Raw genomic sequence first — 25,733 nt, 5'->3', positions numbered from 1 at the left:
CCGTGGGGAAGGATCAGGAGGATAAGCAGCAGATCGGTCTGACCGCCAAGGGCGACGAGGCCATCCAGGTACTGGTCGCAGACCGGCGGTTCGCGAATCAGACGGACGCGTACCGATTCGCAATCTCGTACGCCGTGGCGGCTGGCCTTGATCCGGTAGATGCCCCGCCAGGCGGCTACAACACCAAGTTCAACGCGCTCGGCACACTAGAGAGTGGAAGCAGCATCCGCGACCTCATCGACATCCTTGGCATCGGCGAAACGCACCGCCCATTCGCCACGGCGGAGAAACTAGCCGAGCTCGGCGTGCGGGAGATCGCCCGCCGGCTCGAAGGCAACGAGAGCCTCGCCGACATCATGACAAGTGCGTCTGGGTAGGACAGTAGGAAGACCTTGCCGGCTGGGCTCGCCAGGACACCGGCGATGCTGTGCCATCCGTTAGGGATGTTCAGCATCTCTGCCAGGTCATCCCCATCGAGTTGGTGGCCCGGCTTGGATGGAGTGCCGGACCTCGGCCACCGACTCTCGTCCGCGGTGGCGGGCGGACGTGAGGCGCCCGCTTTTCATAAGCGTTAGCTAGTGCCGTGACCACGAACGTTCACGGTGTTGGTGGACACGCCGTCCGGCTTTTCGGCCGGGTGGCGTTGTGGCGGTCAGGCTGTGGTGGTGGCAGAACCCGTTCGTGTTCGGCGGCTCAGTGACCATGAGGGTCAGCAGTTGCTGCGGATCACTCGCAGAGGTACCGGCTCGCCGATCCGGCTGAGGCGGGCGATGGTCGTGCTCGCCTCAGCCGGCGGGAACACAGTGCCGGCCATCGCCCGCCTCGTCCAGGCCGACGAGGACACGATCCGGCAGGTCATCCACCGGTTCAACGAGATGGGGATGGCCAGCCTGGACCCTCAGTGGGCGGGTGGCCGTCCCCGCCAGATCAGTCCCGATGACGAAGCATTCCTCGTCGCGACGGCCACCACCCGCCCCGAGAAACTGGGGCGGCCGTTCACCCGCTGGAGCGTCCGCAAACTCGCCGACCACCTGGGCACGCATGCCGCCCGCCGGGTCCGTGTCGGCCGGGAACGGTTGCGGCAGATCCTGCACCGAAACAAGATCACCTTCCAGCGGACCAAGACGTGGAAGGAGTCCACCGACCCGCAACGCGACACCAAACTCGCCCGGATCGAGTACGTGAGCAGCCACTTCCCGCAGCGGGTGTTCGCGTTCGACGAGTTCGGGCCCCTGGTGATCCGTCCGCAGGCCGGCACCGGGTGGGCGCCGGCAGGGCACCCACACCGGCTGCCCGCGAACTACCACAAGCTGCACGGCGTCCGGCAGTTCCACGGCTGCTACAGCGTCGGCGACGACCAACTCTGGGGCGTCGTGCGCCGCCGAAAGAGCGCCGCGAACACCCTGGCCGCGCTCAAGTCGATCCGTGCCGCCCGGCCGGACGGCGCACCGATCTACGTGATCCTGGACAACGTGTCCGCGCACAAAGGCGCCAAGATCCGCAGGTGGGCGGCCCGGAACAAGGTCGAGCTGTGCTTCACCCCGACCTACGCCTCCTGGGCCAACCCGATCGAGGCCCAGTTCGGGCCGCTACGCACCTTCGTCACCGCCGGCTCCGACCACCCCAACCACCCGACGCTGACCCGGAAACTGCAGGCCTATCTGCGGTGGCGCAACGCCAACGCCCGCCACCCCGACGTCCTGGCCGCCCAACGCCGCGAACGCGCCCGCATCCGCAGCGAACGACAACGACGCTGGGGCCAACCCACCACCCGCGCAGCCTGACCCCCACACCGCCAACGTTCGTGGCCGCGGCGCTAGGCCGAGCTATTACGCTTGGTGGTGCGCTGTAGCGGCGGCCTCTCCGCCAAGGACGACCTGCCGCACAGCGCTTGTGAATGCGGCCCGGAGCGGGGCAGCAAGAAGGCAGCATGAGCGTCGGTGGGGGTTGGCGTGAGACCTTCGCCGACGATGCCCGACACCTGCTCGTCGGCGCTGCTGCGATCAGTTGACACGCATCGGCAGCTTGATGCCGCATCCCCCGAAGCGCGGCGTCCTATTTCGAAGCCAGTCCTGCTGATGCGGATGCTCCGGAGACCGCGCCTTTACGGATGCATAGAATGCGTCAATGGCGAAAGCTGCGGCGGTGATGCTTCGCATCGAGGCTCTCAGCTCACGAATTAGGAGTTCGTCCATTTGCTCTTCATCGCCCGCTTGGACCGCTGCTGGTATGCGATTCGCAGCCTCTCGGGCTCCAACGGCGGCGTCGATGGCCTCAGCCAGCCAATACGGCCACATGTCAGTGCGGAGCCTGGTCGTAACCGGTGGCATATGGATGGAGCCGTCGTCCCTGATCTCTATACGTAAACCGGAGATCTGGAGATCAGCTCCAGCGGTAATTCGAATGCCGCACATGACCTGAGCATGCCACCCAAGCTCTACGGTTGTCATCAGCCTTTGGCGTCGTGAGCTGTTGAGAAGCAGGAATCGCGGTGGCGGGCACTGCTCTCAGGTTGGCGGCCGAGCCAACACGAGTCGGGCAGCGGTGAGGCAGCATAAAGGCAGCGCAACGCCTGGTAGGGGCTGGTTCTCAACGCCAAGGCTCAACGGCTCACACCTGCACATCGCTGCTGTGCGGCACAAGCCGGCACCGGTCAACAGGTCGGGTCCGCATCCCTCAGCGGAGGTCAGGCTGGCTTTCGTGCCGCTCTCTCCACTTCTTGCAGCACCAGTCCGAGCGTTTGTGAGCGGCGGTCTGCCGGCAGCACTGCCCAGGCTCGTCGGGCATACGCAAGTCCCCCGGCTCGGTCCCCGGACTTGGCCATCATGAGGGCCCGGTGCAGCTCGATGTGGGTGGCGAACCGGGTCAGCGCTGGCGGCCGGAGCCGGTCGGCGTCGGTCTGGGCCTGCTCGCCGGGACCGACCATGCCGAGTCGGGCGTAGAGCATCGACCGGAAGGTGGCCATGCGCCAGGCGGGTACGGCGGCGTCGGAGATCTCCCCGTCCGGAGAGGCGGTCTCGTCGAAGATCCGTCGTGCGTCCTCGTCGGCCGTGACGGCTCCGCCGATGTCGCCTCGTCCGGCGGCGACGTGTGCGCGGGCCATCAGTGCCTGGAGGCGTCCCAGCGACGGACGGTCGGACAGGGCGATGGCCTCGTCGGCGTACCGCTTGGCGACGGGTAGGGCCGCGCCTTCGTAGGCCAGGGCGATGGCGGCCCGGCCACGTACCCAGACCCGGACGGCGAGGTCGCCGGAGCGGTCAGCGGCGATCCGGGCGGTGTCGTACCAGCCGATCGCCTCGGTCGGGTCCTTGGTGGTCTTGCCGTAGGTGGTGAGTGCGCGGGCGGCGGTCGCCCACATCGTCGGGGAGTCGAGCTGCTGTTGCAGGACGACGAGGTCACTGGCAAGCCTGCCCTGAAGGCTGTCCGCGCCGATCTCCATGTAGTCGCGGCCGTACTGCTCGACCCGGTCGCGCCAGCGGTCTTCGCTGTCCCGTCGGCCGGCGAGGGCTGCGGTGAAGCCGGATCGGATCAGCTCGTTGGCGGCGATCGGGCCGATGGTGGCGGCTTGGAGAAGGTGCCTGCGTCTCACGTCCGGGTCTCCCAACGCCCGCGCGTAGGCGAGCACGATGTCCGGCGTCGCGGTCCGACGTCCCGACTCGACGTTGCTCAGGTGCGAAGCCGAGTAGCAGGTGCGGGCCGCGATGGAGGCCAGCGTCACGCCCGCCTCGGTACGAGCCTGCCTCAGTTGTGCGCCGAGGTCATCCATCGGAGCCCCCGTGAAAGGTCCTGAAAGCATCGAGCCACTTCCGAGCGTAGTCGTGGGATCACAAGAGTAGACACCAGACGTGGTCAGCGCGGCCGGTGCGACGACCGGGCTTGGTCACGTCGCCAGCCGGGCGCGGCGGCGTCGGTCCCCCCGAGAGCAGTGTCGCCGCGCCCCCTCTAACGGTGGAGGCGGGAATGAGCGGCGACGTTCCGGACCAGTCCAGGGGCGAACAGATCCAGCAGGCGGAACGGGAAGCCGCCCGACAACGGATCCTGGCGCAAGCCGAGGCCGAACGGATACCGGCCGAGGAGACCACCCGGGCGGTGCCCGACCATCGGTGGCGTCGTGGACAGCGTTGACCTGTTGCCGGTCGGTCGTCGGGTGGCGTACTGGCGGGGACGGCGGAAGCTCTCCCAGCAGGTGTTGGCCGATCGGCTGGGTAAGTCGAAGAGTTGGGTGGACAAGGTCGAGCGGGGTGTCCGGACCCTGGACAAGGTGTCGACGCTTCAGGACATCGCCGCCGTCCTGCGGATCGAGCCGGGGGTGTTGCTCGGCCGGCACGTCGAGCCGGCCGGGGTGACCGAACGCGCCGAGGGTGTGGAACGGATCCGCGCGGCCCTGACGACGTACGAGATCGCTTTGGCGCGCCCGAACGCCCGCCGACCTGTACTAACAGCCGAGAGGCTGACGCGGGAAACCGCGCACGTGTGGACGGCCTTCCAGCACGCCCGCTACCCGCAGGTGATCGACCTGGTACCGGAGCTGGTGGCCGACGCGCAGCGCACCCACGCCCACGATCCCCGCGCGGGGCGGCTGCCGCTGGTGGAGGCGTACCGGGTGACGGCGTCGCTGCTGGTGAAGCTCGGTGCCTTCGATGTGGCGTGGTTGGCGGTCGACCGGGCGATGACCGTCGCCACCGGTGACCGGGTGTTGGTGGCGGCCACTGCGGTGCAGCTCGGTCAGGTGCTACGCGCCTCGGGGCGGGCGCGGGTGGCGAAGTCGGTGATGCTGACCGCCGCGTACCGGATCGCCCCGCCCGTGATCGAGTGCGGCCCACCAGCCGAGCTGTCTCTGTGCGGGACCCTGCTGGTGCAGGCCGCTCTGGCCGCCGCCTGCGCCGGGGACGACCGCACCGCCGCCGAGCTGGTCGACGAGGCTGCGGAGATGGCAGCGCAGGTAGGAGACGGTCACGACCATCACCGGACCGGGTTCGGGGCAACGGCGGTGGAATTGGCCCGGATCACCGTGGCGGTGGAGTTGGGCGACGCGGAGGCGGCCGTGGCCTGGCACGAGAAGGTGACCGTGCGGGATGGCTGGCGGTGGCTGCCCGCCGAACACCGCGCCGCGTACCTGATCGACGTTGCCCGCGCCTACCTCCAGGCCAACGACCCGGTCAATGCCGGCCGGGTCCTGATGGAGGCCCACCGGACCGCACCGGCCGAGATCCACCATCGACCAGCTGGCAGGGACACCCTCGCCCAGGTCGCCCGCGATCCCGACGCCCCAGGAACGATCACCCAACTCGTCGACATGCTCGGAACGGGTTGAACGGTGACCGGTCCTCACCTGTCCCTGGCGCAGATCCGCAACCGGCTGATCCTCACTGCCCGTGCCGTCCTCCGCGATCACCAGCCCGGACCCGACGGCCGCTGTCCGATCTGCCGGACCGCAGGCTGCCCGGTGGCGGCCGCAGCCCGCAACGTCCTGCGCTCGGCGGAAGAAGTACAGCAGCGGAGTACAGCAACCGAGCCGACCGCACCCGACCCAGCGCGACCCCAGCAGGCCGCATGACCTCGGATGACACCCGATCCGACCGGCGTGCCGGCAGTTCGGGACGAAGAGGTCGTCGGTTCGAATCCGGCCAACCCGACAGAGGTCAGAGGGCACATCCGATCCATGGATGTGTCCTCTGGTGCTTCTGTACAGCAGTGACGTACAAGCGGGTCCGTGGTGCTGGACGCGGTCGGCGGGCAGGTGCTGCGCGGGTGTCGCTGCGGCGGCGAGCCGGTTCAGCCGGCAACCGCAGCGCGGACGAAGGCGGCGACCTCGCGTGACGTGCTGGTCTGCGACCAGGCGAGGACCAGGGTGGCCGGGTCGGCGTCCAGGACGGGGCGGCTGATCAGGCCCGGGGGCAGGTACTCGCCTACCGATTCCGGGACGACCGCGATCAGGCGGCCGAGCTGGATCAGGTGCAGCAGTTGGTTGCTGTCGGCGACCGGGTGGCCGGTGACGCCGGGGCGGGCTTCGGGCCAGCGGGGCATCGGTTCGCCGTGCAGGTCGGCCATCGACACGGTGGCGCGTTCGGCGAGCCGGTGACCCTCGGGCAGCAGCACGACTTGGTCCTCCGTGTGCAGGTCGTCGCTGTCCAGGCCGGTCAGGTCGTTCTGCGGCCGGTGCAGCAGGGCGAGGTCGGCGCGGCCGTCGCGGACCATGGCGGCGCGTCCGCCGACCCGGAAGTCGAGGTCGACCGGGATGGCGTCGGGAGATGCCGCGTAGCGGTCGAGGATGGTGCGCAGCAGTCCGGCGTCGCCGCCGGGTTTGAGGGCCAGGGTCAGGCGCGGGGTGGTTCGGGCGGCTTTTCGGGTACGCCGGATCGCCGCCTCGACCGCGTCGAGCGCGCCGCGGGCCTCGGTGAGCAGCACCTCGCCGGGCGGGGTGAGGTGGACCGCGCGGCTGGTGCGTTCCAGCAGCGTGACACCCATCCGGCGTTCGAGCAGGCGGATCGCCCGGGACAGGGGTGGCTGGGCGATGCCGAGGCGCTGTGCCGCGCGGCCGAAGTGCAGTTCCTCGGCGACCGCGACGAAGTAACGCAGTTCGCGCGTCTCGACGTCATCCATACCGCCAAGGTATCGCCACGGACCGGTTCGGTCCTGGTCCGCAGGCGCTGCCGGTGCTGGGCTGGGTGCATGAGTGGAGCACGCATCGCGCTGGTGACCGGGGCGAACAAGGGGATCGGGCGGGCCGTCGCCGAGGGCCTCGCCGAGTTGGGGATCACGGTGCTGGTCGGTGCCCGGGACCCGGAGCGGGGAGCGGAGGCGGCGGCGAAGATCGGGGGCGCGTCGGCGGTCCGGCTGGACGTGACCGATCCGGCCGGGGTCGCCGCTGCCGCGGAGGAGATCGGGGCCCGGTTCGGCCGGCTGGACATCCTGGTCAACAACGCGGGGATCGGCGGTGACCTGACGGCGCAGGCACCGGGGGCGGCCCGGCTGGACGGCATCCGGGAGGTGTTCGAGACGAACCTGTTCGGGGTGGTGACGGTGACCGAGGCGATGCTGACGCTGCTGCGCCGCTCGGCCGGGGCGCGGATCGTGAACGTGTCCAGTGGCACGTCGTCGATGGCGTGGATGACCGACGCGACGCACTATCTGAGCCGGATGCCGGCGTCGCTGGGTTATCCGGTGTCCAAGGCGGCGTTGAACATGCTGACCGTGCAGTATGCGAAGGCGCTGGCCGGGGACGGGATCCTGGTGAACGCGATCGCGCCGGGCGCGTGCGACACGGATTTCGCCAAGGGGCTGCCCTTCCAGCTGTCCCGGACGCCGGCCGAGGGCGCGGCGGTGGTGGTGCGGCTGGCCACGCTGGGGCGGGAGTGCCCCAGCGGCGGGTTCTTCGACGACGACGGGAAGGTGCCGTGGTGAGACGGTCAGGGGCCACTCCCGGCAACAGGGAGTGGCCCCCGGCCCGGTCGGGGACGACGGCGGCACGGTCACCCGTGCCCGCCGGACCCCGTCGGTCAGGTCAGGACGGGTTCAGTTTGATGGCGAAGCCGTTGAAGATCGACCACACGTCGACCCAGGCCAGCCCGGTGGTGCACCCGGACGCGTTGCAGCCGTAGCCGTAGCTGACGATGCCGTTGAGCTGGCGGGAGTTGGGGTCGTTGAGGTAGATGACCGGCCCGCCGCTGTCGCCACCGCGACCGACGATGCCGCCGGCGTTCGGTACGCCGTAGCTGCCCCAGACGGTGGTGCCGTTCACGACCCAGCTGGCATTGCCCGCGTACACCGTCCTGATGTTGCAGACGACCTTCGAGTTGTATCCGAGCTGGCAGAGGAAATCGCCGACCGCCACATTGCGTACGCCGTTGAGATAGCGGGAGTAGCCGGCCGCGTCGAGGCCGTCCCAGGTGTACCGGTTCGTCGGCGCCTCGATGAATAGCGAGTCGAGATCGGCCCGCTTGTACTTGACCTGGCCGATGTAATTGCCGCCGGCCGCCGAAACGTTGTCGCCGACGTTGTAACAGTGACCGGCGGTGACCAGCCACTGCCGGCCGTCCCAGGTACTGACGGCGGGGATGCCGCTGGTGCAGTAGGACTCGCTCCCGTAGGCCGGCCCGAGGGCTGCTCCCGCGTAGAACGGGGAGGTGTCGTTCCAGCGGCTCAGCGGCTTCGACGGGGGTGCCTGCCGGATGCGGATCTCGGTGGCGTCGGCGGTGGCGCGCCGCTGCGTGACGGCCGGCGAGGCGAGGTAGGCGTGCGCGGCCTCGGTGTCGTCCACGGCGAGTTCGATGACGCTGCCGTCGACCGAGCTGCCCGCCAGGCCGACGGTGAAGGGCAGGTCGGTGCGCTCGGTGAGGGCGGTGATCTCCTGCCGGAGCTGCTGCCGGGACTTCCTGCTCTGCACCACGTTGATCAGCCGGGTGTCCACCCTGGGGTTGACCCGGCGGACCGCGGCGATGAAGGCGCGTCCCTGCCGCACGTCGGTCAGGTAGACGTTGATCGACCGGTAGTCGGCGGCCATCTCGACCTGCGTGTAGATGTCCGCCCGGGTGCCCTGCCCGACCTGGGCCACGGCGTCGGCCGCCAGCCGCAGCGGTTCGAGCACCGTGGCCTGTCGTTCCGGCGTCATGGCCGCTACCGCCGCGACGCTCAGCGGTCCCGGTGCTGCCGCGTTGGCCGGCACGGCCATGAACGGCAGTACGACACCCACGCCCACCAGGGCAATGATTCTTCGGAGCGAATTGTTCATCTGCACCCTCTCGATAAATGGCGATTGCCCGCCATCGAGAGCATCATCTATTGATTTACGTCAGGCAATACGCCTGCCTGTCGGGTGATGGACTGAACGCCACCGCACCGGCCCGACCATTCGGAACGCGCGTACTGTTTTCGCCGAAGGAATTGTCCGGCCGATGTGGAACGTCACGAACGGGCCGGATTCGCCCCCGGGATGCCGGTGGCCGTGGCGTCGTACCGTGGGCGTCCCACCCGTGGAGGAGCCCGATGTCGATCCCCGATCCGGTCGTGCTCGCCCTGCCGTTCCGGGGCACCTGGCTGGTGCAGAACAGCCCCGCCCGGCGGGTGCCCAGCCACGGCACCGACCTCTTCGCCACCACGTACGCGATGGATTTCGTGGCGGTGCGGGGGCGACGGACGGCGACCGTCCGGGACTGGCGGACGCTGCTGGCGACCGAGCCGCCGCAGCGGTTCCTCGCCTTCGGGCGGCCGGTCCTCGCCCCCGCCGCCGGCCGGGTGGTGGCGGTGCACGACGGGGAGGTCGACCACGAGGCCCGCCGGTCGCCGACGACGCTGCTGGCCTACGCGCTGACCCAGGCGGCCCGGGTCCGCCGGGGCGCGGGCGCCGTCGCCGGCAACCACGTGATCGTCGAGCTGGCCGGGCGTCAGGGGTACGTCCTGCTCGCCCACCTGCGCGCCGGGTCGGTCCGGGTGGCGGTGGGCGACCCGGTCGACGTCGGGCAGGAGCTGGGCGACTGCGGCAACTCGGGGAACTCCACCCAGCCGCACCTGCACCTACAGGTGATGGACGCCGCCGACCCGTACGCCGCCCGGGGCTTGCCGATGGCCTTCCGGCACTACCGGTCGTGGCGGCGACCGGGTGACCCGCCGGTCGAGGTCGACCGGGGCGTCCCGGGCGAGGCGGCGGTGGTCGAGCCGACGCGGTGACCGTGCCGTCCGCCGCCCGGCGCGGCGCGACGACCCGGTTTTCCTGGCAAGGTGTACGGCATGCCCGCGCTGCGCCGCCCCCGGATGTCCGACTGGACGATCGTGGTACCCGTACTCGCGGTGCTGCTGCTGCTCGTCACCTGGAACCGCGAGCTGCCGGGTCTGCTGGTGGCGGTGGTCGCCCTGCTGCTGGCCGGGGCGGTGCTGGCGGCCGTGCACCACGCCGAGGTGGTCGCCCACAAGGTCGGTGAGCCGTACGGTTCGCTGGTGCTCGCGGTGGCGGTCACCGTCATCGAGGTCGCCCTGATCGTCACCCTGATGATCAGCGGCGGGGACAAGACCCAGGCGTTGGCCCGGGACACCGTCTTCGCCGCCGTGATGATCACCTGTAACGGCATCCTCGGGCTCTCGCTGCTGCTCGGCGCGCTCCGACGGCGGGTGGCGGTGTTCAACCCGGAGGGCACCGGTGGGGCGCTGGCCACCGTGGCGACCCTCGCCACCCTGAGCCTGGTGGTGCCGACGTTCACCACCAGCAAGACCGGCCCCGAGTTCTCCCCCGCCCAGCTCGCCTTCGCCGCCGTGGCCTCACTGGCCCTGTACGGGCTGTTCGTGATGGTGCAGACCGGCCGGCACCGGGACTACTTCCTGCCGGTGACCAACGACGGCAGCGTGCCCGACGCCGACGGCGACGGGCACGCCGACCCGCCGTCGACGCGGACCGCGGTGACGAGTCTGGTGCTGCTCGTCGTCGCCCTGGTCGCCGTGGTCGGTGACGCGAAGACCGTCTCGCCGACCATCGAGGCCGGGGTCGCGGCGGCGAACCTGCCGCAGTCCTTCGTCGGGGTGGTCATCGCGCTACTCGTGCTGCTGCCGGAGACCCTGGCCGCCGCCCGCGCGGCCCGCCGGGACCGGGTGCAGATCAGCCTCAACCTGGCGCTCGGCTCCGCGATGGCGAGCATCGGCCTGACCATTCCGGCGATCGCCCTCGCCTCGATCTGGCTGGACGGGCCGCTGCTGCTCGGCCTCGCCGGCACCCAGTTGACCCTGCTGGCGTTGACCGTCGTCACCGGGGTGCTGACCGTGGTGCCGGGCCGGGCCACCGTCCTGCAGGGCGGGGTGCACCTGGTGCTGCTCGCCGCGTTCGTCTTCCTCGCCGCCAGCCCCTGACCCCGCAACAGGCACCGACCGAAAGGTGGTTGTCGGGGGCACATGCTCAGGGTTTGATGCCGGTAACTGTCCGGGCGGGGGCCCGGACGGCTACACGGGGAGGACGATCCACTGTGCTCACATCCAGGCCACGTCGTGGTCTCATCGGCGCGCTCGCGTTGACGCTCGGCGTCACCGGGCTCGCCGTCGCCACCACCGCCGGTGTCGCGTCGGCGGCACCGCACTTCGACAGCCCGCCGGCCGTCCAGGTCGGCTGGGTCGACTCGGCCACCCCGAAGACGGCCTACCAGGCCGACGGGGACACCAACCTGCCGCTCGGCACCCGGGTCGACGACGCCGGCAAGACCCACACCGCCCGCGTCTACGCCACCTTCGACCTGTCCCGGTACGAGGGGAAGAAGATCTACGAGGGCAAGGTCTTCGTCCAGGAGCACAGTGCCGCCGACTGCACCAAACGGGCCGTCGAGATCTGGCGTACCAAGCCGGTGGGTGCCACGCCGACGACCTGGAACAAGCAGCCCGAACCCCTGGTCAAGCTGGACGAGGAGGGGAGCTCGACGTACTGCCCCCGGTCCCTCGCCTTCGACGTCGGCGCGGCGGTGCAGGACGCGGTGGCCCACAAGCAGCGCCGGGTCACCTTCGAGATCCGGGTGCCGGAGCAGTACGAGGCCGACCCGTCGTACGGCCGGGAGCTGTACTGGTACAAGAACGTAGAGCTCAGCGTCAGCTACAACTCGCTGCCGAAGGTCGACAGCGAACACCTCTACAACGGCGGTTTCCTCTGCACCCAGCTGAAGCCGTACCCCCGGATCGGCGGGTTCGCCGGCCTGCTCCAGGCCCGCGGCACCGACGCCGACGAGTGGGACTCCCCCCGGACGGATTTCGCGATCTGGCCGACCGGCCAACCGGAGCAGCGCACCGAGTTCAGCTCGGACCGTGGCACGTTCGGGCGGGTCGCCAGCGGCACGGTGCCCGCCGGCGTCCTGGTCGACGGGAAGTCGTACGGCTGGCAGGCCCGCGTCGGTGACGGCGCGGACACCTCCGCCTGGTCGAAGAAGTGCTTCTTCACCTACGACGGCACCGACCCGACCGCCCCGGCGGTCAGCTCGTCGAACTACCCGGCCGACGACTCCGGGCAGCAGGCTCCGGCCGGCGAACCGGCGGTCTTCACCTTCTCCGGCATGGGCGACAGGGACGTGGCCGGCTTCCAGTACTCCTGGAGCGGCCTCGGCGCGGCCGGCGTCTGCGAGTACAGCGGCGAGTACGGGCAACTGGTCTGCAAGGACCCGTTCAGCAAGCCGGGCACCGTCCGGGCGGCCACGCCCGGCGGATCGGCGACGGTAACCCTCAACCCGACCGGTTCCGGGCCGCAGCGGCTGACCGTCCGCTCGGTCGACGCGGCCGGGAACGTCTCCGCCGAGACTGTCTACCGCACCTTCGTGCCGTCGTCCGAACCGGAGATCCGGGTGGAGAGCGGGACGCCGCAGTGGGGCCAGGAGGTGCTGTTGAAGTTCGTCCCCGCCACCGGGGTCACCGGCGTGCAGGAGTACGAGATCGTGCTCGACAACGCCCAGCCGGAAACCCGGCAGGCGGAGGCGGACGGCACCGCGTACTTCAGCTTCGTCGCGAACAACCCCGACGGGCACACCGTGCGGGTGCGCAGCCACAGCGGGAACGGGTTCGTCTCACCCGAGGCGACCTGGCAGGCGTACTTCCTGCCGTGGCCGGGGGTGCGGTCCGACGTCTACCCCGACAGCGGCGAACCGTCAGGCGGTGTGGGGGTCACCGGCACCTTCACCTTCTCCCCGCCGCCCGGCGGGACCGACACCGCCGCCTACCGGTACTCGTTCGGCGGCGACGGTGAGCTGACCGAGGTGGCCGCCGACTCCGCCGGCCGGGCGACGGTGACCTGGACGCCGGAGACCGCCGGCTGGGTCACCCTGACCGTGTACGCGGTCCGCGCCGACGGCACGGTCCACGACTACCCGAACTGGTACTCGTTCCAGGTGGCCGCCGCCTCCTGACCGGCGGGGCCGCGACGGCGGGGAGGCCACCTGGTGACAGGTGTCCTCCCCGCCGTCGTCGCCGGTGGGGGCGTCGTCAGTCGTCGTGGCGTTCGGTGCGGGCGACCTCGGCGAAGGCCGCTTCCAGGCAGCCGGCGAACGGGACGCCGGTCACCGCGAGCAGGTCGGCCACCAGCAGCGGCGCGTGGGCGGCGACGGCGGCCGGGTCGGGCGGGGTGTCGTCGTCGCCCGGGTCGTAGACGCCGAGCGCCCCGGCCAGCAGCACCAGCACCACGTGCGGGTCGACGTCGGGTCGCCAGGTCACGGCGGCCCGGACGCAGCGTTCCAGCACCTGCCGCACGTCGTCGCTGTCGAGCCCGTCGGGGTGGGCCTGTTCGAGCAGGAGCCGGACCACGCCGCCGAGGACCAGCCCGGCGCGGTCGGCACCGGCGAGCCGGGGCACCGCGTCGTCGTACGCCGGGCCGTCGTGGGCCTGGGCGGCCTCGACCGCCGCGGTGGCGGCCACCGCGATCTCGCGGGCCGGGGCGGGCAGGTGTCGCCAGGTCACCGTCACCGGCCCAGCATGGCAGAGCCGACCGACACCGACCCGGCCGGACGCCGGTGGTGCCGGCAAGGGCGGAAACGGGTCGACCGCCCCGGGACCGGCCGCGACTCCCGGTGCGAGAAGTCGCCGGCCGTCCTTCCCGGGACGGTCGAACGATGGCCGGAGAACGCCCCTCAACGCTCCGGTCACCGCGGGTCCGAGCGGTGGTCAGCAGTTCGTGTAGCTGCCCTTGCTTCCCCACGTGCAGGAGTCGATCCCGGTACCGGCGGAGTTGCGCAGGTAGGCGGTGTCCCCGGTGTTGTTCCAGATGTAGTTCCCGGAACCCCAGTACCGGTGGGTGGAGGTGTTCTTGCCCTTGCCGGTGTGGATGTAGACGCTGGCGCCCTTGGCGAGGCGGACGTCGCCGGAGAACGTGTAGACGTGCTTGGACTTGTCACGCAGCGTCCAGGACTTCAGGTTGAGCGTCGAGCTGCGCCGGTTGGTCAGTTTGACGTACTCGGCGTTGAGGCTGGTGTTGGAGCGGGTGTCGCTGCCCGGGGAGTCGTAGTAGACCTTGGTGATCTCGACGGCCGGGGTGGCGGCCTGGGCCGGCCCGGCGACGGCGAGCGAACCGCCGACGGCGACGACGAGCGCCACGGCGAATCCGACGAGCCTGGTGTGCTTCACGCGTACCCCCACAGGTTCACGGACCGGCGTCCACGGGGACCGGTCACGGAAAGTGAGCCGAGGTTATCGACGCGGACCGGCGACTGTGGACCGGAAATGCGCCGCGTCGCCAATCCGGTCCGCCAGTCCCGGCAGCGGGACCCTAATGGTGATCATGGACGACGCGATCGTCAGGCGACGGCGGCCCTTCCACCGATCCGCACTCGTCCGGCGGGCGGATCAGGCCAACCAGTCGGGGCCGGTTCCAGTGTCCGGCCACCCCGGGCCGGTCGGCCAGGTAGTCGACCGTCTCGGCAGGCGACCAGCCGTGCGCCTCCCGCAGCCCTTCGGCGATCATCCGCAGGTAGACCGGGGCGGGCGGGGTCCACGCCACGTCGGCGGCCCGCCACGGCGCGGTGAAGGTGAGCATCGGCAGGCCGTCGCGGGTGCCGACCCGCAGCAGCGTCTCGTAGCGCCCCGGGCCGAGGGTGGCCCGGCCGTCGGCCACCGCCGCGTCGAGCGCGGGCAGGTCGTCGCCGGGGGGTCGGTACATCTCCTGGGCGGCGAGGTCGGCGAACTGGGCCCGGGTGAGCAGGTAGCCGCGGGCCGCCGCGACGCCCGGCAGCGTCGGGTCGTAGAAGGCCATCCCGCCCGTCCAGGCCCGGGACTCGCCGGCGAAGTAGATGCCGCCGGGGATCAGCACCGGCAGCGTCAGGCGCGGCGGTCGGCAGTCCCGGCAGCCGGGGTACGTCCGCAGCCCGCCGGGCGGCCGGCCGCCGGAGAGGTACCAGCCGAGCCGGGCGGCGTGCAGGTTCGACCCGTAGGCGACGTACCAGAGCAGTTCCATTCCACCCCCTCCCCCGCGCCGGGGTCCCCACGCTATCGCCCACAGGCCCTGTCCACACCCTGTGGATGAAACATGCGTACGAACGAAATGATCATGGTGGGACCGACCGGTCGGCGCTGAGTACGCTTGATCGCAGCCCCGGCACCCGCCGGGCCCATCTCACCTGGAAGAACGTGGATCACGAGCGAGTCGTCCGGGACGTCACGGTCCGCCTGTCGATGGCGTCGACCGCCGCCGAGGCGTGCCGGTGGACGGTGACCGCGCTCGCCCGGTACGCCCCCGCCACGATCTCCGTCCTGCTCCAGGTGCACGACCGGCTGCGCTGCATCGCCGCCACCGGGGCCTGGCAGGTCTTCTCCGCCGTCCCGCCGAAGTCGGGCATCGTCGGCCGGGTGTACGCCTCCGGCGTGGGGGCCACCGTCGTCGACGTCACCGCCGACCCGGACTACCTGCCGCTGCGCCCCGACGTCACGGCCGAGATCTGCGTACCGGTGCGGGACCCGCAGGGCCGGCCGATCGGCGTGCTCGACCTCCAGTGGAGCGGGCCGGTGGACCTCACGCCGTGGCGGGAGACCGCCGACCGGCTCGCCGAGCGGCTCGGTGCCCGGATCGCGGCGCTGGGCGGGCCGCCCGCCGAGAGCCGCAGCGAGAAACTGCTCAGGCACGCCACCGCGATGACCGCCGCCCCCACCGACTGGGACCTGCTGACCGCCGCACTCACCGCCGCCCGGGAGGTCTCCACCCTCTCCACCGCCGTGCTGGTGCTCGCCGGTCGACACGGCCCCCGCGTCGGCGCACCCGCCACGGTGCCCACCGAGTGGGAGGCGCGGGTCCGGGCCGCGCTGGCCGACGCCCCGACCACGCAACTCGACCGGCTCGTCGCGCGGGCCCACCGGTACGGCGCGGCGTACACCCTGGGTGAGGCGGGCTGCCCGCCCACGGAGGAACACCTCGCGCTGGCCCGTGCCGGGGTACGCACCCTGGTGTCGGTGCCGGTCGGCCCACCCGATGACGGCGGGGTGCTGCTGGTCGCCGACGAACGGCTGCTGCACCCCGACCCGACTACGGTCAACCTGATGGAACTGCTCGCCGGGCAGGCGTGGGCCGCCCTGGAGCGGCTGCGCACCCTGGCGCAGCTGCGCGAACAGGCCAGCCTCGACCCGCTCACCGGGCTGCGGCACACCGGCACGTTCGGGCGGCGGATCGCGGCGGCCACCCCCGGGCGCACCGCGCTGCTCGCCATCGACGTGGACGGCTTCAAGAGCGTCAACGACACGTACGGCCACCAGGCCGGGGACCGGCTGCTGGTGGGGCTGGCCCGCGCCCTGGAGGCGGCGCTGCGGCACGGCGACGAGTTGTACCGCACCGGCGGCGACGAGTTCGTCGCGGTGATCGAGGTGGCCCACCCCGACGAGGCGGTCCGGATCGCCGAACGGCTCACCGAGGCAGCCCGCCGCACCGGCCGCACGATCAGCGTCGGCGTGGCGCTACCGCTCCCCGGCGAACCCGCCGACCGCACCCTGCACCGCGCCGACCAGGCCCTCTACACCGCCAAACACCAAGGCCGAAACCGAGTCCACCTCTCCACCCCCTAACCCCCACCCCCACTCCCCTCCCCCGCTCCCCACCCCGTCCGCCCCCACCCCGTCCGCCCCCACCCCGCCCCACCCCAGTCGATCATGGACTCGTGGTGGGCGTTTTGCCCCGGTCGCGCCCCTTTTGTGAGCACCACAACTCCTTGATCGACAGGGAGTGGGGGCGCGGGGGTGGGGGCGTGGGGGCGCGGGGCGGGGTGGGGCCCGGGAGGTGGGGGTGGGGTTAGGGGCGGGGGGGTTTGACTAGTAGTTCTGCGATCTGGGCGGTGTTGAGGGCGGCGCCCTTGCGCAGGTTGTCGCCGGTGACGAAGAAGTCGAGGGCGCGTGGGTCGTCGATCGCCCGGCGGATCCGGCCCACCCAGGAGGGGTCGGTGCCGACCGCGTCGATGGGCATCGGGAACTCCCCGGCTTCCGGGTCGTCGACCAGGATCACGCCGGGTGCGTTGCGCAGCGCCTCCCGGGCACCCTCGGCGTCGACCTCGGTGGCGAAGACGGCATGTACAGCGACCGAGTGGCCGGTCACCACAGGCACCCGTACGCAGGTGGCGGAGACCTTGAGATCGGGCAGGCCGAGGATCTTGCGGGACTCGTTGCGGACCTTCATCTCCTCGGACGACCAGCCCTGCCCGGCCGGTGACCCCGCCCACGGCACCACGTTCAACGCCAGCGGTGCGGGGAACGGGCCCAGCTCGTCGCCGACCGCCTGCCTGACGTCGCCGGGGCGGGAGCCGAGCACCCGGTCTCCGGCGATCTTGCCGAGTTGCCTGTGCAGCGCGTCCACCCCGGCCTGCCCCGCCCCCGACACCGCCTGGTACGACGCGAGCACCAGCTCCCGCAGGCCGTACTCGCGGTGCAGCGGGGCGATCGCCACGATCATGGTCAGGGTGGTGCAGTTGGCGTTGGCGATGATCCCTCGGGGCCGGTGGTGCACCTGTTCGGGGTTGATCTCGGGCACCACCAGCGGCACGTCGCGGTCCATCCGGAACGCGGCCGAGTTGTCGACGACCACCGCGCCCCGCTCGACGGCGATCGGCGCCCAGTACGCCGACACCTCGTCGGGCACGTCGAAGACCGCCACGTCGACCCCGTCGAACGCCTCGGGGGTGAGCGCGCCGACGGTCAGTTCCTCGCCCCGGCAGCGCACCTGCCGGCCGACCGAGCGGGCCGAGGCGAGCAGCCTGATCTCCCCCCAGACGTTGCGCCGGGAGGAGAGCAGGTCACACAGCACGGTGCCGACAGCCCCCGTCGCCCCGACCACGGCCAGGGTGGGCTGCGGTCCCATCGGGGCTACCGCCCGGTTCCCGCGTACACCACGGCTTCGGAGTCGCCGCCCAGCTCGAACTGGTCGTGAATGGCGCGTACCGCCCGGTCGAGGTCGGTGTCGCGGCAGACCACGGAGACCCGGATCTCGGAGGTGGAGATCATCTCGATGTTGACGCCGGCCGCGCCGAGGGCGGCGAAGAAACCGGCCGCGACACCGGGGTGCGAGCGCATGCCGGCGCCGATCAGGGACACCTTGCCGACGTGGTCGTCGTAGAGCAGGCCCTTGAACTTGACCGGCTCCTGGATCTTGCTGAGCGCGGCCATCGCGGTCGGCCCGTCGGCCTTGGGCAGGGTGAACGAGATGTCGGTACGCCCGGTGCCCTCGGTGGAGACGTTCTGCACGATCATGTCGATGTTGATCTCGGCACCGGCCACGGTGTCGAAGATGCTGGCGGCGGCACCCGGCTCGTCGGGCACCCCCACGATCGTGATCTTCGCCTCGCTGCGGTCGTGGGCAACCCCGGTGATCAGTGCCTGTTCCACGGGAAGGTCCTCCATCGATCCGGTGACCATGGTGCCGGTGTTGGTCGAGTATGACGAACGGACGTGGATCGGCAAGCCTGCCCGACGCGCGTACTCCACGCTGCGCAGGTGCAGCACCTTGGCGCCGCAGGCGGCCAGCTCCAGCATCTCCTCGTAGGTGATGTGCCTGATGTGCCGGGCGTTGGGCACGATCCGGGGATCGGCGGTGAAGACGCCGTCCACGTCGGTGTAGATCTCGCAGACGTCGGCGTGCAACGCGGCGGCGAGCGCCACGGCGGTGGTGTCCGAGCCGCCCCGGCCCAGCGTGGTGACGTCCTTGGTGTCCTGCGAGACGCCCTGGAAGCCGGCCACGATCACCACCGAGCCCTCGTCGAGCGCGCCCTTGAGCCGCCCGGGGGTGACGTCGATGATCCGCGCCCGGCCGTGCGCCGAGGTGGTGATCACACCGGCCTGCGAGCCGGTGAACGAGCGTGCCTCGTACCCCAGGTTGTGGATGGCCATGGCCAGCAGCGCCATCGAGATCCGCTCCCCGGCGGTGAGCAGCATGTCCAGCTCACGGCCCGGCGGTAGGGGGCTGACCTGGTTGGCCAGGTCGAGCAGCTCGTCGGTGGTGTCGCCCATCGCGGAGACCACCACCACCACGTCGTCGCCGGCCTTGCGGGCGGCGACGATGCGTTCGGCCACCCGCTTGATCCGCTCGGCGTTGGCGACGGAGGATCCGCCGTACTTCTGCACCACGAGTGCCACGACGGCGCACTCCCTCCCAGCGATGACCCTGAGCGTGCCGACGCCGCCGGCTGAAGTCCGGCGGCGCGTGTCAGACCACCCCAGGGTATCGGGCGGTACGCGAGTGCGGGTCGGGTGATCCCACCATCCGGCGCAGGCCACCGCCGCACGGCGCGGTCCGGGCGGGGGACGGGACCCGACACGCCCGGCCCGTCACCGGTCCGCGCGGGGTCGTCCGGGGCGGTCGCCGGGCGCAGAATGACCCGGTGCATGCCCACCCCCGCCCGCTCCTCCTTCCCCCGGCGCGGCCGGCCCGACCGGCCCATCCCGCGCGTCGGATGCCGCCGACCCACCTGGCCGGTCCCACCGGGCCGCGGCCGCCGGACCGATCGGGGCCGCCCGACCGATCGGGGCCGGGGCGGCCGGGGCGGGCGGTGCTGCCGGTGGTGTCGGTGCTGGTACTGCTGGCCGGTTGCGGCTCCGACGGGCCGGACGTCCCGCCGACCGCCCCGCCGTCCGATCCGGCACCCGTCACGGTCGACAGCGCCCGCGACGAGCTGGCCGCGCTGGCCGCCGCCGCCCGGGACCGGCACCTGACCGCCCGCTACACCCTCACCGGCACCGGCGGGCCGGCCCGCGAGATCACCGTGACCAGCGCGAACGACGGTAGTTGGCGGGTGGAGGTGCCGGGGGGCGCCCTCGACGGGACGGCCGACGTCGCGCTCGCCGCCACCCGGGACGGGTTGTTCCAGTGCGGCCTGCCGTCGGCCGGCCGGCCGGAGCCGGCGAGCTGCGTACGGCTGGGTGACCGGGACGACGCGGTGCCGCACCGGCTGGACCCCCGGGTACAGCACCCGTTCACCGACTGGCTGGAGGTGCTGACCGACAGGCGTACCGCGTTGTCGGTCTCCACCGCGACCACGCCGCCCGGGGTGCCGGGGACCTGCTACGCGGTGGAGAGCACGTCCGCCTCGCTGAATCCGCCGCTGGACGTGGGCATCTACTGCTACCAGCCGGACGGGACGCCCACCTTCGTCCGGGCGGCGCTGGGCACGTTGACCCTGGTCGGTCCGCCCGGCCCGGCACCCGACACGGTGCCGCTGGCCGGGCCGGTGGTGCCCGGTGAGCCGCTCGGGCGGGAGTCGGGGGCGTCGGCCGACCCGAGCCCGGGAACGTCCTGACCCGTTCGGGTGTTACGGGTGGCCTTGACCACATTTGCCATAGCGGGCTAATCCACCAAAAACCCCATACGGGATTCTCTTCGCATGGTTCACCTCACGCCGCTGCTCGCCTTCCGCTGGAGCCCCCGGGCGTTCCACCCGACCGCCGAACTGACCGGCGACGAGGCGGCGTCCCTGCTGGAGGCGGCCCGCTGGGCTCCGTCGGCCGGCAACGCCCAGCCGTGGCGGTTCGCCCTCGGCCGCCGCGACGACGAGACCTGGAAACGCATCCTGGTCAGCCTCACCGGGGCCGACCAGCGCTGGGCGCGGCACGCCGCCGCGCTGCTGGTGGGCGCGCACGTCGCGGGCGATCCGGAGCGGTGCGCGTACGACCTGGGCCAGTCGATCGCCCACCTGAGCGTCCAGGCCACCGCCCTCGGTCTGCACGTACGCCAGATCCGCGACTTCGACCGGGCCGCGCTCGCCGCCGACCTGGACCTGCCCACCGGGGTACGCCCCCTGGTGGTGACCGCCGTCGGCCCGCTCGGTGACCCGTCCACGCTGCCCGTGGACCTGTTGCGCCGGGAGACCGCGCTGCGCCGTCGGCACCCGGTCCACGCCCTGCTGCTCGGCTGACGCCACCGCCCCTCGACGGTGGTGGCGGGACCTCGGCCGGCGGCCCGTGGCGGGTGCGATTCGGATCTCAGAGTCCGGACCCACCTTTGCACCCCCCGGCTCATCACGTAGGGTCACTCTGTCATGTGGCGGGCGTACCTTCTCCTTGGTCGCCGCGACGGGGCCTGACCGGCCGGCACCCCGTCGCGGAGTCGAACCGCGCCGTCCAGCAGATCCGAACTCCATCTCGGCAACCGTCCGGGCATCGCCGCCCGACCCGCCGACACCTTCGCAATGCTGACGCCACCTGACCCACGGGAGCACTCCGTCATGGCTCAACCTGTCACCACCGACGCCGACGCCGATCAGATCGCCCGGCAACGTCCCAGCCGGATGCCGTACCAGCGCTACCAGCCGTACCACCAGCAGTTCCGGATCGACCTGCCGGACCGCACCTGGCCGACCCGGCACGTCGAGGCCGCCCCCCGCTGGTGCGCGGTCGACCTGCGCGACGGCAACCAGGCCCTGATCGACCCGATGTCGCCGGAACGCAAGCGGCGGATGTTCCAGCTGCTGGTGCAGATGGGCTACAAGGAGATCGAGGTCGGCTTCCCGTCAGCCAGCCAGACCGACTTCGACTTCGTCAGGCAGCTCATCGAGCAGGACCTGATCCCCGACGACGTCACCATCCAGGTGCTCACCCAGTGCCGGGAGCACCTGATCGAGCGAACCTTCGAGTCGCTGCGCGGCGCGCACCGGGCCATCGTGCACTTCTACAACTCCACCTCGACGCTCCAGCGTCGGGTGGTCTTCGGCCTGGACCGCGACGGCATCACCGACATCGCCACCCAGGGCGCACGGCTGTGCCGCAAATATGCCGAGATCCACACCCCGGACACCGACATCTACTACGAGTACTCGCCCGAGTCGTACACCGGCACGGAGCTGGAGTACGCGGTGGAGGTGTGCGGCAAGGTCATCGAGGTGATCGACCCCACCCCGGACCGCAAGCTGATCATCAACCTGCCGGCCACCGTCGAGATGGCCACCCCCAACGTGTACGCCGACTCGATCGAGTGGATGCACCGGCACCTGCCCCGCCGGGACAGCCTGGTGCTCAGCCTGCACCCGCACAACGACCGGGGCACCGGGGTCGCCGCCGCCGAGCTGGGCCTGCTGGCCGGCGCGGACCGGATCGAGGGCTGCCTGTTCGGCAACGGCGAGCGCACCGGCAACGTCGACCTGGTGACGCTGGGGCTGAACCTGTTCTCCCAGGGCATCGACCCGATGATCGACTTCTCGAACATCGACGAGGTCAAGCGGGCCGTCGAGTACTGCAACCAGCTCCCCGTGCACGAGCGGCACCCGTACGCCGGCGACCTGGTCTACACCGCCTTCTCCGGCTCCCACCAGGACGCCATCAAGAAGGGCTTCGACGCCCTGCACCGCGACGCCGATGCGGCCGGGGTGCCGATCGACGAGTTCACCTGGGCGGTGCCCTACCTGCCGATCGACCCCAAGGACCTGGGCCGCACCTACGAGGCGGTCATCCGGGTCAACTCGCAGTCCGGCAAGGGCGGCGTCGCGTACATCATGAAGACCGAGCACCAGCTGGACCTGCCGCGCCGGCTCCAGATCGAGTTCTCGGGCGTCGTGCAGCAGGTCACCGACCACGACGGTGGCGAGGTCGACCCGGGCACCATGTGGCAGATCTTCGCCCGCAACTACCTGCTCGACCACCAGGTCGACCCGTCCGTCAACCTGACCGGCTACACGATCGGCACCGTCGACGGCAAGGTCGAGATCGAGGCCCAGGTGGTCGTCGACGGCGCGGCGCGCACCCTCACCGCCGTCGGCAACGGCCCCATCGACGCGTACGTCAACGCGCTCCAGTCGGTGGGTGTGGCGGTACGCGTGCTGGACTACCACGAGCACGCCCTCTCCTCGGGTGGCGACGCCCAGGCCGCCGCCTACGTGGAGTGCGACATCAACGGCCAGACCGTGTGGGGCGTCGGCACCGACCCCAACATCGTCACCGCCTCCATCAAGGCCGTCACCAGCGCCGTCAACCGCACCCGGCGCTGATCGCACCGTCCGGGCTGGTGGTCGTCAGCGGACGATCCCGGATCACGACCACCAGCCCCGGGGCCGGCTGCCGGCCCGGGGCGGCACGGCCGGCCGAGCCCACCCCGCCACCGGCCGGCCACCCCGGCGCGCTCGGCCACCCCGACGCGCCCATCCCGCCAGGGCCGGCCACCCCGATCCGCCCGTCCCCGCTACGTGCCCCGGGTCGACGGCGCGGCCCGACCGGGGGCACGGTCCGGGGACGGCGGGCGGTGGACCAGCAGGGCGGCCAGCAGCGCGCCGCCGAGCAGCAGACCGGCGCACCACGTCATCGCCCCCCGGAACGCATCGGTCAGGGCGGTGCCCTGCTCGTAGCCGGTGCCGGACAGACCGACCAGCAGCGGCAGCGCGGCCACCGCGAGCAGGCCGCCGGTGCGCGACGCGGCGTTGTTGAAGCCGCTGGCCACCCCGGCGAACCGGTCCGCCACGGCGGCCAGCACCGACGCGGTCAGCGGCGCCACCACCAGGGTCAGCCCGACCCCGAACAGCAGCACCCCGGGCAGCACGTCCCACCAGTACGACGCACCCGGCCCGACCCGGCGCAGCAGCAGCAGACCGGCAGCGGCGGCGACCGGGCCGACGGTCAGCAGCGGCCGGGGGCCGATCCGCGCCGACAGCGCCCCGGCCCGCGCCGAGCCGAGCAGCAACAGCACCGTCATCGGCACGGTGGCCAGCCCGGTGCGCAGCGCCGACCAGCCGACGACGTTCTGTAGGTAGACGGAGAGGAAGAAGGTGAACCCGCTCAGCGCGGCGTAGACCAGCACAGTGAACACGTTCAGCACCGAGAAGAGCCGGCTGCCGAAGATCGTGGTGGGCAGCATCGCCCCCTCGCCCCGGTGCCGTTCCAGCAGCACGAAGCAGACCGCGGCGAGGACCCCGACGCCGGCGGCGAGCAGCACCGGCCAGGAGCCGGCCCCACGTACCGGGGCGTCGATCAGGGCGTAGGTGAGCCCACCCAGGGCCAGCGCGCCGAGCAGCGCACCGGCGATGTCGAACCGTCGGCCGGCGGTGCGGGAGGCGTTCTCGTCCCGGCTCTCCGGCACCCAGCGCACCCCCGCCAGCAGCACCCCGGCCGCGAGCGGCAGGTTGATGAAGAAGATCCACCGCCAGGAGAGCGCGTCGATCAGCCACCCGCCGACGAACGGTCCGAGCGCGGTGGACACCCCGGACAGGCCGGACCAGGTGCCGATGGCGCGGCCCCGGTCGTCCGGGTGGAAGCTCGCCTGGAGCACCGACAGCGACCCGGGGGTGAGCAGCGCCCCGCCCGCGCCCTGGAGGAACCGGGCGGCGATCAGCTGGCTGGTGTCCTGGGCGAGGCCGCACAGGACGGAGGCGACCGCGAACCAGACCACCCCGATCAGGAAGATCCGCCGCCTGCCGAACCGGTCCCCCAGCGACCCACCGAGCAGGACGAACGCGGCCAGCATCAGCGCGTACCCGTTGACCGTCCATTGCAGACCGGCGACGGTCGCGTCGAGGTCGGCGCCCAGCCGGGGCAACGCCACGTTGACCACGGTGCTGTCCAGGAACACCATGCCCGAGGCGAGGATCGCGGCGAGCAGCGTCCCCCGTCCGGCCGTGGTACGGATACGGAGCGCGTGAGCGGGTGCCGTCATGGGTACCAATCTGCACGCCCTCGACCGGAGACGCCACGAAACGCGGAAACCGCGCCTTGGGTACTGTGCGGGATCGCCGGAAGCCCGCAAGCTGGAAAGGTGTCGTCTGTGCGTACCAGATCAGGAGGCCGCGCGGCGGTGGCGGCGGCCCTTGCCGCGCTGCTCGCCCTCGGCGCGGGTGGTTGTGACGTCTCGGTGGCCGAACCGGAGGCGCCACCCGGCAACTCCGGCAACGTCGGTGAGCAGCTCGCGGAGCTGACCGTCGCCGAGGCCGGCTCGATGAAGGGTTACAGCCGGAACCGTTTCCCGCACTGGCGGGACACCGGCAAGAACTGCGACGTGCGGGACAGTGTGCTCCAGCGCGACGGCAAGGACATCCGGCTCTCCGGCTGCAACGTGGTCGGCGGGCGGTGGGAGAGCGTCTACGACGGGCGGACCTTCACCGACCCCTCCGACGTGGACATCGACCACATGGTGCCGCTGGCCAACGCGTGGCGTTCCGGTGCCGACGAATGGGACGACGCCAAGCGCGGCGACTTCGCCAACGACCTGACCCGGCCGCAGCTCTTCGCGGTCTCCGCCAGTTCCAACCGGTCCAAGGGTGACCAGGACCCGTCGCAGTGGAAGCCGCCGAACCGCGCCTACTGGTGCACGTACGCGGAACACTGGGTAGAGGTCAAGCACCACTGGAAGTTGACGGTGACCAGCGCCGAGAAGGCCGCCATCACCGACATGTTGGGGGGCTGCACATGGGCGAGCAAGCGCTGACACCGGCCGACGCCGGGGCCGACCCGGCCGGGACCCCGGCGACGGGAGCCGACGCGACGCCGGAGGCTGCGGGGGCGGCCACCGCCGGGATGACCGCCGACGGGCAGCCTGCCGCCCCGGCCGGGGTGCCCGGAGCGGGGATGACCGCCGACGCGGGCGGCACCGGCGGGCCCCGCGAGCTGACCGCCGACCTGGTCGCCGGCCCCGGCGGGGTGATGACCGACGAGGTGGGCGTGGTGACCGGCGAGCTGACCCTCAAGACGCGGTACGCCGACGGCCAGGCCACCCTCGCCGTGCAGTACAAGGACGCCGACGAGTGGTACGCGGTGACCGGCGGGACGGCCAAGCTCGTCGACCCGGCCGACCTCGACGCCGTGCACACCGTCGCGCTCGCCCTGCTGCACCGCCCCGAGGGCTGACGCACCCACGA

At 71.6% G+C, this 25,733-nt stretch carries 23 protein-coding genes; 14 read left to right on the top strand and 9 right to left on the bottom strand.

The features are described 5' to 3' along the window. Positions 1-2: 2 nt before the first annotated feature. Positions 3-377 carry a hypothetical protein gene (locus ACWCHM_RS30970; RefSeq protein ID WP_454220940.1) on the top strand — a complete coding sequence of 125 codons (375 nt, stop codon included), beginning with the start codon at positions 3-5 and terminating at the stop codon, positions 375-377. Positions 378-665: 288 nt separating this feature from the next. Beyond that, the gene (locus ACWCHM_RS30965) at positions 666-1,784 is read left to right on the top strand and encodes an IS630 family transposase (protein WP_454220938.1); all 1,119 of its coding nucleotides are present in this window, start codon (positions 666-668) and stop codon (positions 1,782-1,784) included. A 902-nt stretch (positions 1,785-2,686) separates the two neighbouring features. Here the strand turns inward: ACWCHM_RS30965 and ACWCHM_RS30960 are convergent. After that, a complete protein-coding gene (locus ACWCHM_RS30960; protein WP_454220937.1) occupies positions 2,687-3,766 on the bottom strand; it encodes a helix-turn-helix domain-containing protein in 1,080 nt (359 codons plus the stop codon). A 194-nt stretch (positions 3,767-3,960) separates the two neighbouring features. Here ACWCHM_RS30960 and ACWCHM_RS30955 point away from each other — a divergent pair, with 194 nt between their 5' ends. Both ACWCHM_RS30955 and ACWCHM_RS30950 read left to right on the top strand, forming a co-directional pair. Beyond that, positions 3,961-4,125, top strand: a complete 165-nt coding sequence (locus ACWCHM_RS30955) for a hypothetical protein (RefSeq protein ID WP_454220935.1) — start codon at positions 3,961-3,963, stop codon at positions 4,123-4,125. Further along, on the top strand, positions 4,112-5,314 hold the full coding sequence (locus ACWCHM_RS30950) for a helix-turn-helix domain-containing protein (protein ID WP_454220934.1): 1,203 nt from the start codon (positions 4,112-4,114) through the stop codon (positions 5,312-5,314). The genes ACWCHM_RS30955 and ACWCHM_RS30950 overlap by 14 nt, the downstream gene beginning before the upstream one ends. A 461-nt stretch (positions 5,315-5,775) precedes the next feature. Here the strand turns inward: ACWCHM_RS30950 and ACWCHM_RS30945 are convergent, their stop codons facing one another. Further along, the gene (locus ACWCHM_RS30945; RefSeq protein WP_204957401.1) at positions 5,776-6,603 is read right to left on the bottom strand and encodes a LysR family transcriptional regulator; all 828 of its coding nucleotides are present in this window, start codon (positions 6,601-6,603) and stop codon (positions 5,776-5,778) included. 69 nt (positions 6,604-6,672) lie between these two features. On the opposite strand from ACWCHM_RS30945, the gene ACWCHM_RS30940 reads away from it, so the two are divergent. Further along, a complete protein-coding gene (locus ACWCHM_RS30940) occupies positions 6,673-7,404 on the top strand; it encodes an SDR family NAD(P)-dependent oxidoreductase (RefSeq protein ID WP_454220933.1) in 732 nt (243 codons plus the stop codon). A 100-nt stretch (positions 7,405-7,504) separates the two neighbouring features. On the opposite strand, the gene ACWCHM_RS30935 is transcribed toward ACWCHM_RS30940, so the two are convergent. Then, entirely contained in the window at positions 7,505-8,692 is a 1,188-nt protein-coding gene (locus ACWCHM_RS30935) for a chymotrypsin family serine protease (RefSeq protein WP_204957399.1), read from the bottom strand. Positions 8,693-8,985: 293 nt separating this feature from the next. Here ACWCHM_RS30935 and ACWCHM_RS30930 point away from each other — a divergent pair, with 293 nt between their 5' ends. The 3 genes from ACWCHM_RS30930 to ACWCHM_RS30920 all read left to right on the top strand — a co-directional run bounded on the left by ACWCHM_RS30930 (position 8,986) and on the right by ACWCHM_RS30920 (position 12,857). Next, complete coding sequence (locus tag ACWCHM_RS30930; protein ID WP_204957398.1) at positions 8,986-9,666, top strand: M23 family metallopeptidase; 681 nt, start codon at positions 8,986-8,988, stop codon at positions 9,664-9,666. A gap of 60 nt (positions 9,667-9,726) precedes the next feature. Then, positions 9,727-10,833 (top strand): calcium:proton antiporter, encoded by a 1,107-nt coding sequence (locus ACWCHM_RS30925; protein WP_421489902.1) that lies wholly within the window; start codon positions 9,727-9,729, stop codon positions 10,831-10,833. A gap of 113 nt (positions 10,834-10,946) precedes the next feature. After that, entirely contained in the window at positions 10,947-12,857 is a 1,911-nt protein-coding gene (locus ACWCHM_RS30920) for a CBM96 family carbohydrate-binding protein (protein WP_454220932.1), read from the top strand. Between the two features lie 76 nt (positions 12,858-12,933). On the opposite strand, the gene ACWCHM_RS30915 is transcribed toward ACWCHM_RS30920, so the two are convergent. The 3 genes from ACWCHM_RS30915 to ACWCHM_RS30905 form a co-directional block, all read right to left on the bottom strand. After that, positions 12,934-13,410 carry a hypothetical protein gene (locus ACWCHM_RS30915; protein WP_454220930.1) on the bottom strand — a complete coding sequence of 159 codons (477 nt, stop codon included), beginning with the start codon at positions 13,408-13,410 and terminating at the stop codon, positions 12,934-12,936. A gap of 198 nt (positions 13,411-13,608) precedes the next feature. Further along, positions 13,609-14,067, bottom strand: coding sequence for a lamin tail domain-containing protein (locus ACWCHM_RS30910; protein WP_281902219.1), 459 nt, complete (start codon positions 14,065-14,067; stop codon positions 13,609-13,611). 142 nt (positions 14,068-14,209) lie between these two features. Beyond that, on the bottom strand, positions 14,210-14,893 hold the full coding sequence (locus tag ACWCHM_RS30905; RefSeq protein ID WP_281902217.1) for a histone deacetylase: 684 nt from the start codon (positions 14,891-14,893) through the stop codon (positions 14,210-14,212). A 173-nt stretch (positions 14,894-15,066) separates the two neighbouring features. Here ACWCHM_RS30905 and ACWCHM_RS30900 point away from each other — a divergent pair, with 173 nt between their 5' ends. After that, the gene (locus ACWCHM_RS30900; RefSeq protein ID WP_454220928.1) at positions 15,067-16,488 is read left to right on the top strand and encodes a diguanylate cyclase; all 1,422 of its coding nucleotides are present in this window, start codon (positions 15,067-15,069) and stop codon (positions 16,486-16,488) included. Positions 16,489-16,711: 223 nt separating this feature from the next. Here the strand turns inward: ACWCHM_RS30900 and ACWCHM_RS30895 are convergent, their stop codons facing one another. After that, on the bottom strand, positions 16,712-17,770 hold the full coding sequence (locus tag ACWCHM_RS30895; protein WP_454220927.1) for an aspartate-semialdehyde dehydrogenase: 1,059 nt from the start codon (positions 17,768-17,770) through the stop codon (positions 16,712-16,714). A gap of 5 nt (positions 17,771-17,775) precedes the next feature. Then, on the bottom strand, positions 17,776-19,041 hold the full coding sequence (locus tag ACWCHM_RS30890; RefSeq protein ID WP_204957392.1) for an aspartate kinase: 1,266 nt from the start codon (positions 19,039-19,041) through the stop codon (positions 17,776-17,778). Between the two features lie 422 nt (positions 19,042-19,463). Between ACWCHM_RS30890 and ACWCHM_RS30885 the strand changes: the two genes are divergently transcribed. The 3 genes from ACWCHM_RS30885 to leuA all read left to right on the top strand — a co-directional run bounded on the left by ACWCHM_RS30885 (position 19,464) and on the right by leuA (position 22,880). Then, positions 19,464-20,201, top strand: coding sequence for a hypothetical protein (locus ACWCHM_RS30885; RefSeq protein ID WP_454220926.1), 738 nt, complete (start codon positions 19,464-19,466; stop codon positions 20,199-20,201). Between the two features lie 84 nt (positions 20,202-20,285). Further along, positions 20,286-20,816, top strand: coding sequence for a nitroreductase family protein (locus tag ACWCHM_RS30880; RefSeq protein WP_204957391.1), 531 nt, complete (start codon positions 20,286-20,288; stop codon positions 20,814-20,816). Between the two features lie 309 nt (positions 20,817-21,125). Then, positions 21,126-22,880 carry a 2-isopropylmalate synthase gene (gene leuA, locus ACWCHM_RS30875; protein WP_454220925.1) on the top strand — a complete coding sequence of 585 codons (1,755 nt, stop codon included), beginning with the start codon at positions 21,126-21,128 and terminating at the stop codon, positions 22,878-22,880. Between the two features lie 191 nt (positions 22,881-23,071). Here leuA and ACWCHM_RS30870 read toward each other — a convergent pair whose 3' ends face one another. Beyond that, positions 23,072-24,535, bottom strand: coding sequence for an MFS transporter (locus ACWCHM_RS30870; RefSeq protein ID WP_454220924.1), 1,464 nt, complete (start codon positions 24,533-24,535; stop codon positions 23,072-23,074). A gap of 108 nt (positions 24,536-24,643) precedes the next feature. On the opposite strand from ACWCHM_RS30870, the gene ACWCHM_RS30865 reads away from it, so the two are divergent. Continuing rightward, complete coding sequence (locus ACWCHM_RS30865) at positions 24,644-25,303, top strand: HNH endonuclease family protein (RefSeq protein ID WP_204957386.1); 660 nt, start codon at positions 24,644-24,646, stop codon at positions 25,301-25,303. Further along, positions 25,285-25,722 carry a hypothetical protein gene (locus ACWCHM_RS30860; protein ID WP_421489895.1) on the top strand — a complete coding sequence of 146 codons (438 nt, stop codon included), beginning with the start codon at positions 25,285-25,287 and terminating at the stop codon, positions 25,720-25,722. Before ACWCHM_RS30865 ends, ACWCHM_RS30860 begins: the two co-directional genes overlap by 19 nt. The last annotated feature ends 11 nt before the right edge of the window (positions 25,723-25,733 follow it).

It is taken from the genome of Micromonospora sp. SCSIO 07396 (genome assembly GCF_053667945.1).
The sequence above is the reverse complement of the archived record's forward strand: the minus strand, read 5'-3'. Positions and strand labels throughout refer to the sequence as shown.

Bases quoted from the DNA above. Each gene is read 5' to 3' on its own strand.
- ACWCHM_RS30860 (WP_421489895.1), top strand. From the start codon at position 25,285: ATGGGCGAGCAAGCGCTGACACCGGCCGACGCCGGGGCCGACCCGGCC.
- ACWCHM_RS30870 (WP_454220924.1), bottom strand. From the start codon at position 24,535: ATGACGGCACCCGCTCACGCGCTCCGTATCCGTACCACGGCCGGACGG.
- ACWCHM_RS30925 (WP_421489902.1), top strand. From the start codon at position 9,727: ATGCCCGCGCTGCGCCGCCCCCGGATGTCCGACTGGACGATCGTGGTA.
- ACWCHM_RS30895 (WP_454220927.1), bottom strand. From the start codon at position 17,770: ATGGGACCGCAGCCCACCCTGGCCGTGGTCGGGGCGACGGGGGCTGTC.
- ACWCHM_RS30945 (WP_204957401.1), bottom strand. From the start codon at position 6,603: ATGGATGACGTCGAGACGCGCGAACTGCGTTACTTCGTCGCGGTCGCC.
- ACWCHM_RS30905 (WP_281902217.1), bottom strand. From the start codon at position 14,893: ATGGAACTGCTCTGGTACGTCGCCTACGGGTCGAACCTGCACGCCGCC.
- leuA (WP_454220925.1), top strand. From the start codon at position 21,126: ATGGCTCAACCTGTCACCACCGACGCCGACGCCGATCAGATCGCCCGG.
- ACWCHM_RS30955 (WP_454220935.1), top strand. From the start codon at position 3,961: ATGAGCGGCGACGTTCCGGACCAGTCCAGGGGCGAACAGATCCAGCAG.
- ACWCHM_RS30930 (WP_204957398.1), top strand. From the start codon at position 8,986: ATGTCGATCCCCGATCCGGTCGTGCTCGCCCTGCCGTTCCGGGGCACC.
- ACWCHM_RS30960 (WP_454220937.1), bottom strand. From the start codon at position 3,766: ATGGATGACCTCGGCGCACAACTGAGGCAGGCTCGTACCGAGGCGGGC.
- ACWCHM_RS30880 (WP_204957391.1), top strand. From the start codon at position 20,286: ATGGTTCACCTCACGCCGCTGCTCGCCTTCCGCTGGAGCCCCCGGGCG.
- ACWCHM_RS30940 (WP_454220933.1), top strand. From the start codon at position 6,673: ATGAGTGGAGCACGCATCGCGCTGGTGACCGGGGCGAACAAGGGGATC.